This is a genomic window from Streptomyces sp. NPDC024017, from assembly GCF_040638895.1.
Taxonomy (GTDB): domain Bacteria; phylum Actinomycetota; class Actinomycetes; order Streptomycetales; family Streptomycetaceae; genus Streptomyces.
This window is the reverse complement of record NZ_JBEZYZ010000005.1, coordinates 387798-399820: the sequence shown is the minus strand read 5'-3', so window position 1 is coordinate 399820 and position 12023 is coordinate 387798. Positions and strand designations below refer to the sequence as shown.

General features: G+C 70.4%; 14 protein-coding genes. 7 read left to right on the top strand and 7 right to left on the bottom strand.

The annotated features are described in order from the left end of the window. Positions 1–88 precede the first annotated feature (88 nt). Positions 89–268 (top strand): DUF6104 family protein, encoded by a 180-nt coding sequence (locus AB0G20_RS16090; protein WP_003992906.1) that lies wholly within the window; start codon positions 89–91, stop codon positions 266–268. Positions 269–308: 40 nt separating this feature from the next. Here the strand turns inward: AB0G20_RS16090 and AB0G20_RS16085 are convergent, their stop codons facing one another. After that, entirely contained in the window at positions 309–1139 is an 831-nt protein-coding gene (locus tag AB0G20_RS16085; protein ID WP_361301928.1) for a hypothetical protein, read from the bottom strand. A gap of 147 nt (positions 1140–1286) precedes the next feature. On the opposite strand from AB0G20_RS16085, the gene AB0G20_RS16080 reads away from it, so the two are divergent. Further along, positions 1287–2258, top strand: a complete 972-nt coding sequence (locus AB0G20_RS16080) for a DUF4097 family beta strand repeat-containing protein (protein WP_361301925.1) — start codon at positions 1287–1289, stop codon at positions 2256–2258. A gap of 1 nt (position 2259) precedes the next feature. After that, entirely contained in the window at positions 2260–3315 is a 1056-nt protein-coding gene (locus tag AB0G20_RS16075; protein WP_361301922.1) for a helix-turn-helix transcriptional regulator, read from the top strand. Between the two features lie 38 nt (positions 3316–3353). On the opposite strand, the gene AB0G20_RS16070 is transcribed toward AB0G20_RS16075, so the two are convergent. The 4 genes from AB0G20_RS16070 to AB0G20_RS16055 all read right to left on the bottom strand — a co-directional run bounded on the left by AB0G20_RS16070 (position 3354) and on the right by AB0G20_RS16055 (position 6803). Continuing rightward, a complete protein-coding gene (locus tag AB0G20_RS16070) occupies positions 3354–3923 on the bottom strand; it encodes a Clp protease N-terminal domain-containing protein (protein WP_361301919.1) in 570 nt (189 codons plus the stop codon). After that, positions 3923–4132, bottom strand: coding sequence for an HTH domain-containing protein (locus AB0G20_RS16065; RefSeq protein ID WP_003992902.1), 210 nt, complete (start codon positions 4130–4132; stop codon positions 3923–3925). Before AB0G20_RS16065 ends, AB0G20_RS16070 begins: the two co-directional genes overlap by 1 nt. A 101-nt stretch (positions 4133–4233) precedes the next feature. Further along, positions 4234–5199: a zinc-binding dehydrogenase gene (locus AB0G20_RS16060; RefSeq protein ID WP_361301916.1), complete on the bottom strand. Its 966-nt coding sequence runs from the start codon at positions 5197–5199 to the stop codon at positions 4234–4236. 371 nt (positions 5200–5570) lie between these two features. Further along, positions 5571–6803 (bottom strand): NADP-dependent malic enzyme, encoded by a 1233-nt coding sequence (locus AB0G20_RS16055; protein WP_361301913.1) that lies wholly within the window; start codon positions 6801–6803, stop codon positions 5571–5573. A 626-nt stretch (positions 6804–7429) separates the two neighbouring features. Here AB0G20_RS16055 and AB0G20_RS16050 point away from each other — a divergent pair. The 3 genes from AB0G20_RS16050 to AB0G20_RS16040 are packed head-to-tail and all read left to right on the top strand — an operon-like array spanning position 7430 to position 10115. After that, entirely contained in the window at positions 7430–8383 is a 954-nt protein-coding gene (locus AB0G20_RS16050) for an ABC transporter substrate-binding protein (protein WP_361301910.1), read from the top strand. A 32-nt stretch (positions 8384–8415) separates the two neighbouring features. Continuing rightward, positions 8416–9357 (top strand): amino acid ABC transporter permease, encoded by a 942-nt coding sequence (locus AB0G20_RS16045; RefSeq protein ID WP_361301907.1) that lies wholly within the window; start codon positions 8416–8418, stop codon positions 9355–9357. Then, entirely contained in the window at positions 9354–10115 is a 762-nt protein-coding gene (locus tag AB0G20_RS16040) for an amino acid ABC transporter ATP-binding protein (RefSeq protein WP_030851712.1), read from the top strand. The genes AB0G20_RS16045 and AB0G20_RS16040 overlap by 4 nt, the downstream gene beginning before the upstream one ends. 56 nt (positions 10116–10171) lie before the next feature. On the opposite strand, the gene AB0G20_RS16035 is transcribed toward AB0G20_RS16040, so the two are convergent. Beyond that, the gene (locus AB0G20_RS16035; protein WP_361301904.1) at positions 10172–10942 is read right to left on the bottom strand and encodes a class I SAM-dependent methyltransferase; all 771 of its coding nucleotides are present in this window, start codon (positions 10940–10942) and stop codon (positions 10172–10174) included. A gap of 89 nt (positions 10943–11031) precedes the next feature. Here AB0G20_RS16035 and AB0G20_RS16030 point away from each other — a divergent pair, with 89 nt between their 5' ends. Further along, positions 11032–11682 (top strand): CGNR zinc finger domain-containing protein, encoded by a 651-nt coding sequence (locus AB0G20_RS16030; protein ID WP_361301901.1) that lies wholly within the window; start codon positions 11032–11034, stop codon positions 11680–11682. On the opposite strand, the gene sodX is transcribed toward AB0G20_RS16030, so the two are convergent. Next, positions 11565–11996, bottom strand: a complete 432-nt coding sequence (gene sodX / locus AB0G20_RS16025) for a nickel-type superoxide dismutase maturation protease (RefSeq protein ID WP_361301898.1) — start codon at positions 11994–11996, stop codon at positions 11565–11567. The genes AB0G20_RS16030 and sodX overlap by 118 nt on opposite strands. Positions 11997–12023 lie beyond the last annotated feature (27 nt).

The following is a 12023-nucleotide window of genomic DNA, read 5'->3' as shown; positions in this document are numbered from 1 at the left end:
GGGCCTTGGAGGCGGAGCGCGGTCGCCCGGCCGGTACGTAGGCTGTTTCCGGCACCACCGTCCGGGACGAACGCAGGAGAACAACCCGATGTATTTCACCGACCGCGGCATCGAGGAACTGGAGAAGCGGCGCGGCGAGGAGGAAGTCACCTTCGAGTGGCTCGCCGAGCAGCTGCGGACGTTCGTCGATCTCAATCCCGACTTCGAGGTACCGGTGGAGCGGCTGGCGACGTGGCTGGCGCGGCTGGACGACGAGGACGACGAGTAGGAGACGCGTCGCCGTCGGGCCGTCGGTCGCGCCAGTCGCGTCAGTCGCGTGGGTGGGTGAGGTCGTAGGTCAGGCCCAGCACTCCGTGCGCGAGGAGCAGCGCTCCGGCCGCGGCCCAGCCGCCGCCCCGCCGTCGTAGGCCCCGGACCAGGAGCGGCAGGCCCGCCGCCACCTGCGCCAAGGCCAGGGCACGGGCCCTCGGCCCGCCGGTCCAGGGCATCCATGGGCCGAGGCGGCTGTGGTCGACGGTGTCGCGTTCCGCGACCGCCTCGCGCCAGCCCGGCCACTCGACGGGCAGGCTGTCCGGCCGGCGGGCGGCGGCCTCCCGGAGGCGGGCGGCGCCTTCGCCGGGGGCGAGTTCGGCGGGCAGGGAGACACCCACGCGCGCGAGGACCGCGAGCAGGCCGCGCAGGCGGGTGCGGGCGTCGGCCGCGGAGTCGGGCTTCGTCAGCTGGTCCAGGGCCTGCACGTCCAGGACGGGGTCGAGGCCCATGCGTGCGGCGAAGGTGCGCATCGCCTCGTCCTCCCCCGCCGGGACCCCGCTCGCGAGCCATACGAAGCCGACCGGGCGGCGGAAGCCGGACGCGAGTGTGAAGCCCGCGTGGTCGGTGTCCCACCACAGGGCGAGGACGGGCCAGGGCGCGCCGACGGCGAGGGCCGTGGCCCAGCCGGTGACCACGCGGTCGACGGGCTCGGCACCGTCCCGCCAGGGCCCGCCCTCGGGCACAAGAACGCTCCATGCCTCGCCCGCGCGCGTGAGCTGCATCGGTTCGCGCAGCAGGTGGGCGACCGGGGCGACGGACGCGGGCGCGGCCCGGCACAACAGCAGCGCCCCAGGCGCGGGACCGGTGCGGGCAGCTTCCGTCGGCATGCTCACACGCTAGGGCGAATCGTCACACTTTGAGCACTTCTGACCGCCCCGCCATCCCCAGAACGGGTGTCTTGACTTTCCGTGACCGCGATATATCGTGAATACGAGAGGACGCGATATGGCGCGTCGGACGGGGAGGTCTGCACCATGTCCGAGTGGTCCGTCACGGAACCGAAAAAACTCACCTTCGACGAGCCCGTGAGCGATCTGCACGTGCGTCTCGTCAATGGAACGGTGAACGTGGTGGGCACGGACGAAGGTTCCGCCCGCCTGGAGATCTCCGAGATCGAGGGGCCGCCCCTGGTGGTGACCCAGCAGGACGGCGTACTGACGGTGGCCTACGAGGACCTGCCGTGGAAGGGCTTCCTCAAGTGGCTGGACCGCAAGGGCTGGCGCCGCAGCGCGGTGGTCTCCCTGGCCGTCCCGGCCGGCACCCGCGTGGAGGTCGGCGTGGTGAGCGCGGCCGCCGTGATCTCCGGCATCCAGGGCCCGTCGGTGGTGAAGGGCGTCACGGGCGACACGACGCTCGTGGGTGTCTCCGGCCCGGTCCGCGCCGAGACGGTCTCCGGCAGCCTGGAGGCCCAGGACGTGACCGGCGACCTCCGGTTCAACTCGGTCTCCGGCGACCTCACGGTGGTCGAGGGCTCCGGCCCCTCCGTGCGGGCGGAATCGGTCAGCGGCTCGATGATCGTCGACCTCGACCCGAACGGCCCGACGGACGTCCGGCTGACCAGCATCTCGGGCGAGATCGCGATCCGGCTGCCGTACCCGGCGGATGCGGAGGTCGAGGCGAACACGGCGAGCGGCTCCGTCTCCAACGCCTTCGACGGCCTGCGGGTGCACGGCCAGTGGGGGGCCCACAAGATCACGGGCCGCCTCGGCGCGGGCACCGGCAAACTGCGGGCCACCACTGTCTCAGGCTCGATCGCTCTGCTCCGCCGCCCGGCGGGGGAGGACGATCACGACGAGCCATGGGACACCCGGCCCGGCACCAGCGGCGCGGCGGCAGCCCCGGCGAGTGGCCCCCAGGACGGCTCGGGAGACAATTCCGTCTCCGGCCCGGGCGAAGACCCCACCACCGCCCCGGCCGACGGCACGACCGACAAGAAGGTGCTCTGACATGCCCCCCGTCTTCGCCCACGGCCGCCTCCGCCTCTACCTGCTGAAACTGCTGGACGAGGCCCCCCGCCACGGCTACGAGGTGATCCGTCTCCTCGAGGAGCGCTTCCAGGGGCTGTACGCGCCGTCGGCGGGCACGGTCTACCCGCGCCTGGCCAAGCTGGAGGCCGAGGGCCTGGTCACCCACACCACCGAGGGCGGCCGCAAGGTCTACTCGATCACGGACGCGGGCCGCGCCGAGCTGGCCGACCGCAGCGGCGAGCTGGCCGACCTGGAGCTGGAGATCCGGGAGTCGGTCGCGGAACTGGCCGCGGAGATCCAGGCGGACGTGCGCGGAGCCGCCGGCGACCTGCGCCGCGAGATGCGCGCGGCGGCGACCGAGGCCCGCCGGGACACCGGCGCCAGGGCCGACGGCACGGCGGGCGCCCCCTACGGCGACTTCGCGCAGTACGGCGACAAGGAGACCTGGCGCATCGCCAAGGAGGAGATGCGCCGTGCCCGGCAGGAGTGGAAGGAGCAGGCCCGGCGCGCCAAGGACGAGAGCCGCCGTGCCCGGGAGGACGCCCAGCGCGCCCGCCGCCAGGCGAAGGAGGCCCAGGAGCAGGCGCGGGCCCAGGCCCAGGAGCAGGTGCAGCGCATCACCCGCCGTGTCCAGGAGCAGGTGCAGGACCACTTCGCCCGCGGCGACTGGCCGACGGGCCTGCGCGAGGGTCTGAGCGAACTGGTCAAGGAGGTGGGCGAGTTCGGAAAGGACTACGGCAAGGACCTGGGCTTCGACTGGACCGGCACCGGCAAGCCGACCGCGGAGCAGACGCGCTCACAGCCCCCGGAGGACTTCCCCGCCGCCTACGAACCGGCCTGGGCCCACGAGGAGGCCACGGACTCGACCGGCGACCCCGCCCGCGATCTGGACCGCCTGCTCGACCGCTTCCGGGACGACATCCGTGACGCCGCCCGCGACCACGGCGTCACCCCCGACCAACTGCGCGACGCCCGCCGCCACCTGTCGACGGCGGCGGCCCACATAGGGGCCCTCCTGCGTACGCAGAAGAAGTAGGCCCCCACAGAGCGGGCGGCGCCCGGGGCGCAGGCCCTTCAGCCGGCCTTGGCCTCGCCACCACCGCCGTACAGCACCCGCACCAGGGACGCGTACGTCACCCCGTGGTCGGCGAGGACCTCGGCCGGCACTCCGGGGCCCGTGGTGAGGGCCAGCAGGATGTGCTCGTCCCCGATGTGCCGGTCCCGCTGGGCGAGAGCGACCCGCAAGGAGCGCTCCAGCACGTCCTTGGCCCCCCGCCCGAAGGAGGTACGTCCCGACCACCACCGTTTGTCCTTCCGGTCGCCGGCCAGGGCGCCGACCCCGTGCGCCTCCTCCACCCGGGCGACGATCTCCTCCACATCGATGCCCAGCCCCGCGAGCGCGTCGGTCTCGGCCTGCGTCAGCCCGGCCCGCCGCCGCGCGTCACGCAGCGCCTCCCGCACGGACTCCCGCCGCTCACCGAGCCCGGCAGCGGCGAGCGCGAAGGACCCACGACTGCCCTCCCGGTCGAGCAGCGCCAGCAGCAGATGCTCCGGCTCCACACACTGCCCGCCCCCACCGCCCTCCACATACGCGTACGCGCCCTTCACCACGTCCCGGGCGTCTTTCGTGAACCGCTCGAACATCAATGCCTCCCGTACTTCTTGTGCACGGCCTGCCTGCTCACACCGAGTTCGGTGGCGATCTCCTGCCACGACCAGCCCTGATTGCGCGCATTGCGCACCTGTACGGCTTCCAACTGCTCCAGTAGCCGACGCAGCGCGGCGACAGCCCGTAGGCCGACCCGTGGATCACGGTCACCCGCACGCTCGGCCAGATCGGTCGCTTCCGTCATGCCGTCAACCTACGTTGACATCCCGCCCGCGTCAACCACAGTTGACATACGAAAACGGCCGGCCCGCACCGGACCGACCGTCAACGCACACCCGAGAGAAGTCAGGGATTCGTCAGCACGACCTTCCCGAACTGATCACCCGAGGCCAGTCGTTCGAAGCCCTCACGCGCCCGGTCCATCGGCATGACCTCGTCGATGACGGGCCGCACGCCGGTGGCGGCACAGAACGCGAGCAGGTCCTCCAGTTCGTCCTTGGTGCCCATCGTGGATCCGACGACCTTGAGCTCGAGGAAGAAGATCCGGGTCAGCTCGGCGTGCGAGGGCCGGTCGCCACTGGTGGCACCGGAGATGACCAGCGTGCCGCCGGGCTTCAGCGACTTCACGGAATGCGACCAGGTGGCGGCACCGACGGTCTCGATCACGGCGTCGACCCGCTGCGGCAGCCGCGCCCCGGACTCCAGCGCCTCGACGGCCCCGAGCTCCAGGGCCCGCTTCCGCTTGGCCTCGTCCCGGCTGGTGGCGAAGACCCGGAGCCCGGCGGCCTTGCCCAGCACGATGGCGGCCGTGGCGACCCCACCGCCGGCGCCCTGCACCAGCACGGAGTCACCGGGGCGGACACCCGCGTTGGTGAACAGCATGCGGTACGCGGTCAGCCACGCCGTGGGCAGGCAGGCGGCCTCCGCGAAGGAGAGCTCCTTGGGCTTGGGCAGGATGTTCCAGGTCGGCACGGAGACCTGCTCGGCGAAGGTGCCCTGGTAGCGCTCCGTGAGGATGGAACGGGGTTCCTTCGGACCGACCCCGTGCCCGCTCTGTCCGATCACGGAGTGCAGGACGACCTCGTTGCCGTCCTCGTCGACACCGGCGGCGTCACAGCCGAGGATCATCGGCAGCTTGTCCTCTGCGAGGCCCACGCCACGCAGGGACCAGAGGTCATGGTGGTTGAGGGAGGCGGCCTTGACCGTGACGGTACTCCAGCCGGGACGGGCCTCGGGAGCCGGACGCTCTCCCAACTCCAGGCCGGACAGCGGCTGGTCGCGGTCGATTCGGGCGGCGTAGACAGCGAACATGACCTTGACGATAGGTTCCACCACCTGCCGAGTGGAACCACCGACGTCTGTGAGACACACCCTCTTGCCAACGTCCGGGGATCGGTGCCGCCGAACGAGCGCACCCGCACCCGCGCACGGCGAGAAGGGGACGTGTCGGGGGGGCCACCCGCAGCGGTTGGCGCGTCAACGGACAGTCGGTCGGCGTGAGACCCCGTTGCGCCGTTCCGAGGACGGACACCCCCCGGCGCGGCCCCGACCCACCAGCCATCGCCAGGCGAAGACGCGCACCCGCACCCCGACGCACCACCCGAACAGCCCTGCCCGAACGTAAAGAAATGGCCCCGCCCGATCCCGGGCGGGGCCACATCACACAAACACCGGCGTCACCGTCAGCGCCGAGCCACGCCCTCGGCCCGGGCCGCAGCCGCCACCGCGGCCGTGACCGCCGGCGCGACCCGCTCGTCGAACGGCGACGGGATGACGTAGTCGGCCGCGAGATCGTCCCCGACCACGGCCGCCAGCGCCTCAGCGGCAGCCAGCTTCATCCCCTCGGTGATCCGAGAGGCCCGCACCTGCAGTGCCCCCGCGAAGATCCCGGGAAACGCCAGCACGTTGTTGATCTGGTTCGGGAAGTCCGACCGCCCGGTCGCGACGACCGCCGCGTACTTGTGCGCGACCTCGGGGTGAACCTCGGGATTCGGATTCGCCATGGCGAAAACGAACGCGCCCTTGGCCATCGTCGCCACCGCGGACTCCGGAACCGTCCCGCCGGACACGCCGATGAACACATCGGCCCCGTCCAGCGCCGCCTCCAGCGACCCGGTGATCCCGGCCTTGTTCGTGAACCCGGCCAGCTCCTGCTTCACCGGCGTGAGGTCGTCACGGTCCGCCGACACGACACCCTTGCGGTCGGCCACCGCGACATCCCCGATCCCGGCCTCGACCAGCATCTTCGCGATGGCGACACCGGCCGCACCGGCGCCGGAGATGACGGCCCGCAGCTCACCCAGCGCCCGCCCGCTCAGCCGCGCGGCGTTCCGCAGGGCCGCCAGCGTCACCACGGCCGTTCCGTGCTGGTCATCGTGGAAGACCGGGATGTCCAGCCGCTCCTGCAGCTTCCGCTCGACCTCGAAGCACCGGGGTGCCGAGATGTCCTCCAGGTTGACCCCGCCGAACGACGGAGCGAGCCGCACCACGGTCTCGACGATCTCGTCGACGTCCGTGCAGTTCAGGGCGATCGGAACCGCGTCCACGCCACCGAACTGCTTGAACAGAATCGCCTTGCCCTCCATCACCGGGAGGGAGGCCTCGGGCCCGATGTCACCGAGGCCCAGCACGGCCGTACCGTCCGTCACGACGGCCACGACCGACGACTTCCACGTGTAGTCGTGCACGAGCTCCGGCTGCTCCGCGATCGCGCTGCACACCTTCGCGACGCCGGGCGTGTACGCCAGGGACAGGTCGTCCTTGTCACGGACCGGCACGGTGGCCTGCACAGCCATCTTGCCGCCGCGGTGCAGCGCGAACGCCGGATCGAAGGAGTCGAGGGGCTCCGCACCGCCCTCGTGATCCGTATCGCCGGTCTTGCTCTCGCTGCGAGGATTGACGATCTCCGCTGCCACTTCGTTTTACCCCTTAAATCTTCATTGTTTTGAGGGTGGCCACTCCTGGTGAGGGGTGGGCGGGCACCGCGTAGGCCCATGTCGTGCTGTGTACGTGTATACGTACGGGCGCGTACGCGACGGGCGCGCCGCACACGCGCCCTGAGCCCCGGATGAGGGGTGTAAAGACCCTTCTTACCGGACGGACCGCATCGACGACGAGTCCATAACGCGAAGGTCACATGACGGCGCCCTGACTCTTCGTCCAAAATCGGGACAAGAGCTGGACAAACCAGCTACAACCACTCAACCATCGGCGAAGCTCGCGGTCCCCGTATCGAAATCTCGGGATTTACCGAAGATCTTCCGGCCGGAAGGGGGCATTCCCATAGAAGGTCCGGCCGTGATGTACCGGAGTGGTGCGGTTCGGGGGTCGCCCGTTATCCGATTTTGACATGGCTGGCCCCCAGAATCGCGCAGTCCGAATGGCAAGATGCCGTAATCACACGAGGTCGCGACACTCGAAGAGGTGTGCTCTCGTCAACCCACGGCACTGCCGAACCTCTCGGCAGGCCACGGCCGTGCCGAACCCATCGGCAGCGGCCCGCCCCATCGGCAACTCCACCCATCCGCCGGAGGAACCCACCATGACCGCAAGCTCCACCCGTCGTACGACCGCCGCGCACTCCCGGCTAGCAGCGGTCGGTGCGATCGCGGTCGCAGGCGCGCTGATGCTCACCGGATGCGGTGACCAGACCAAGGACAGCGGCTCGGAGAGCGACACGGCGGCTTCGGCCCCGCTCGCCGACAAGCTGCCGCAGGCCATCCGCGACAAGGGTGTCATCAAGGTCGGCTCCGACATCGCCTACGCCCCGGTCGAGTTCAAGGACAGCTCAGGCAAGGTCGTCGGCATCGACCCGGACCTCGCCGCCGCCATGGGCAAGCAGCTCGGGGTCGACTTCCAGTTCGAGAACGGCACCTTCGACACGCTGATCACGGGTCTGCGCTCCAAGCGGTACGACATCGCCATGTCCGCGATGACCGACACCAAGGACCGCCAGGAGGGCATCGACTCCGACACCGGCAAGAAGGTCGGCGAGGGCGTCGACTTCGTGGACTACTTCACCGCCGGTGTCTCGATCTACACCAAGAAGGGCGACGACCAGGGCATCAAGACCTGGTCCGACCTGTGCGGCAAGAAGATCGTGCTGCAGCGCGGCACGGTCTCGGAGGACCTCGCCAAGGCGGAGTCGAAGAAGTGCCCGGCCGGCAAGAAGATCGCCGTCGAGCCCTTCGACAACGACCAGCAGGCCCAGACCCGCCTGCGCGCGGGCGGCGCCGACGCCGGCTCGTCCGACTTCCCCGTCGCCGCGTACGCGGTGAAGACCTCCGGTGGCGGCAAGGACTTCCAGCTGGTCGGCGAGCAGGTCGAGGCCGCTCCGTACGGCATCGCGGTGGCCAAGAACCAGACGCAGCTGCGGGACGCCCTCAAGGCCGCCCTCGACGCCGTCATCAAGAACGGCGAGTACGAGAAGATCATGAAGAAGTGGAACGTCACGGACGGCTCCGTGCAGGAAGCCACCATCAACGGCGGCAAGTGACCGCGCCCTAGCGGCACTGAAAGGCAACACCCGTGACTGTTGACATCGACAAGACGCCGGCTGACACGCCCCCGGCCGGGCCGGAGGCCATCAAGGCCATCCCGGTCCGGCACTACGGGCGGTACGTCTCCGCCGTCGTCGCCATCGCCCTGCTGGTCGGGGTCGTGTACGCGTTCGCCCAGGGCAAGATCAACTGGGGCGCGATCCCGGACTACTTCTTCGACGACCGCATCCTGGACGGCGTCGGCAAGACGCTCCTGCTGACCGTGCTGTCCATGGTGATCGGCATCGTCGGCGGCGTCATGCTCGCCGTGATGCGCCTGTCGAAGAACCCGGTGACCTCGTCGATCGCGTGGTTCTACATCTGGTTCTTCCGCGGCACCCCGGTCCTGGTCCAGCTGATCGTCTGGTTCAACCTGGGCCTGGTCTTCGAGTACATCAACCTCGGGCCGTTCTACAAGGACGAGTGGTCGGACTTCATGACCCCGTTCCTGACGGCGCTGCTCGGCCTCGGCCTCAACGAGGCCGCGTACATGGCGGAGATCTGCCGGGCCGGTCTGCTCTCGGTCGACGAGGGCCAGACCGAGGCGTCGCACGCGCTGGGCATGAGCCACGCCAAGACGCTGCGCCGGATCGTCATCCCGCAGGCGATGCGCGTGATCGTGCCGCCGACGGGCAACGAGGTCATCAACATGCTGAAGACGACCTCGCTGGTCTCGGTCGTCCAGTATCCCGAGCTGCTCCGCGCGGCCCAGGACATCGGCCAGACCTCCGGCGCCCCCGCCGAGATGCTGTTCCTGGCGGCGGCCTGGTACCTGCTCATGACGTCGGTCTTCAGCATCGGCCAGTACTACCTGGAGCGGTACTACGCGCGTGGTTCGAGCCGGTCCCTGCCGGCCACCCCGTTCCAGAAGATCAGGGCGAACGTGCTCTCCCTGTCCAGCCGCTCCAAGCCGACGGGAGGCAAGGCATGACCGCCATGGTGAAGGCCGAGGGCGTCCACAAGTCCTTCGGCCCCGTAGAGGTCCTCAAGGGCATAGACCTGGAGGTGAAGTCCGGCGAGGTGTTCTGCCTCATCGGCCCCTCCGGCTCCGGCAAGTCGACCTTCCTCCGGTGCATCAACCACCTGGAGAAGATCAACGCCGGCCGTCTGTACGTCGACGGCGACCTGGTCGGCTACCGGCAGAAGGGCGACAAGCTCTACGAGCTGAAGGACAGCGAGGTCGCGGTCAAGCGCCGGGACATCGGCATGGTCTTCCAGCGCTTCAACCTGTTCCCGCACATGACGTCGGTGGAGAACGTCATGGAGGCGCCGGTCCAGGTCAAGGGCGTGAGCAGGGGCAAGGCCCGGGAGCGCGCCCTGGAGCTGCTGGACCGGGTCGGCCTGGCCGACAAGGCGGGCAGCTACCCCTCGCAGCTCTCCGGCGGCCAGCAGCAGCGCGTCGCCATCGCCCGGGCCCTGGCCATGGACCCGAAGCTGATGCTGTTCGACGAGCCGACCTCGGCGCTCGACCCGGAGCTGGTCGGTGACGTCCTGGACGTCATGCGCGACCTGGCCGAGTCCGGCATGACGATGATCGTCGTCACCCACGAGATGGGCTTCGCCCGCGAGGTGGGCGACAGCCTGGTCTTCATGGACGGCGGTGTGGTGGTCGAATCCGGCCACCCGCGCGAGGTGCTGACGAACCCGCAGCACGAGCGGACGAAGTCGTTCCTGTCCAAGGTGCTCTGACGGTACGCACGGCGAGGGGGCGGTACGGGATCTCCGTACCGCCCCCTTCGCGCGGTCTACTTCATGGCGAGCAGCAGGGTGTCCGAGGGCGAGCACCACACCGGCCTGGCCTCGCCGAACCCCTTCTCGCGCAGCACGCGCGCGTGCCACTGGACCGACGGCATGTCACCGTCGGCGTGGTCGCCGTAGATCTCGTAGCGCCGGGCCGTGGGTTCGGCGAGGACCGGGTCCTTGGCGGCGAGCTGCCACCACTCCGTCCAGCCGAGGACACCGGATTCCCTGGCCTGTTCCATGCGGGCGTGGCGCTGCGCCCGCTCGGCGGCGTTGATCCGCGGCGTCGACTCGTCGATCATGTGGTCCGCGTTCATGAAGACACCGCCGGCGCGGACGAGCCCCGCGACCTGGCCGTAGAGGTCCGCGAGGGGTTCCCGGTGCAGCCAGTGCAGGGCCGTCGCGGTCAGGACGGCGTCGTACGAGTCGTGCGGCAGCTTCGCCGGCCAGTCGGGGTCCTTGAGGTCGGCGGTGACGAGGCCGACCCGGTCGTCGCCCGCGAAGGTGCCCTCGGCGATGGCGAGGAGCGCCGGGTCGAGGTCCACGCCGGTGCTGGTGGCGTCCGGGAAGCGGGCCAGCAGCCGAGCCGTGATGCTGCCCGTGCCGCAGGCGAGGTCGAGGACGCGCGGGGCGGTGCCCACGAGGGCCTCGACCATGTCGAGCATGATCCGGAACCGCTCCTCGCGGTCGGGCAGGTACCACTCCTGCTGCCGGTCCCAGCTCTTCTGCCAGGCGTGCCAGTCGGCGGTGGCCGTGGTGATGTCGGCGTCCGTCATCGAGCCCCTCCCTCGTAATACCCTGGAAGCACCATCAGCTGTTACACGTGCGCGCTCACGACCATAAAGCCCCTCCGTAAGGACTACAAGTGGAACTGGCCTATTACTCGGACTATGCCGTGCGCCTCGTCAACACCGAGGAACCGGCCCGGGGCAAGGACGCCCTGACGTCGGTCGAGGTCGTCCGCGATCTGTTCGGGCCCAGCCAGTCGGCGGCCCGCCGCGCCACCGACGCGGACGTCACCCGCTTCCGCTCGGTCCGGGCCCGGCTGCGCGCGGTCTTCGAGGCGGCCGACACCGGCGACGAGAGGCTCGCCGTCGACCTGCTGAACTCACTGCTGCTGGAGTTCCCGGTGAGCCCGCAGATCTCCGGGCACGACTTCCGCGACGACGACGGCCGGCCCCTGTGGCACATGCATCTGGCGGACCACCCGTCGAACGCGACCGCGGGCTACGCGGCGATCGCGGCGATGGGCCTGGCGTTCCACCTGACCGAGTACGGCGTGGACCGCCTCGGCCTGTGCGAGGCCGCGCCCTGCCGCAACGCCTACCTCGACACCTCCACCAACCGCTCCCGGCGCTACTGCTCCGACCGCTGCGCGACCCGCGCCAACGTGGCGGCCTACCGCGCCCGCAAACGCCTGGAGGCGGACCGGTCGGAGAGGACGGGCCTGGCGGCCGACAGCGCCCAGCCCACCAGCGCCCAGGGCGACCGCCGGCCGGACCTGCGCGGCCGGTAACGGAACCGGACCCGCCCCAGCACCAGGTCGTCGGGCACGACGCCGTAGTCGGTGCTGTCGCCGCCGGCGTAGGTGTTGTCCCCGAGCACCCACCAGCCGCTCTCGCGCCGCTGGGCGACCCGCTTGACGACCAGCAGGTCCTGCTGGAAGGGGTGCCGCAGCACGACGACGTCACCGGGCCTGACCCGCGCCCCGTAGTGCACCAGGAGCCGGTCCCCGTGGTACAGCGTGGGCACCATGGACGGCCCGGTCACCTCGGCCACCCCGAAGGGGGCCGGCCGCCCCCGCTCGGACTCCTGCGACAGCTCCGGCATCACCCGGCACCTCCCCGGTTCTTCGTC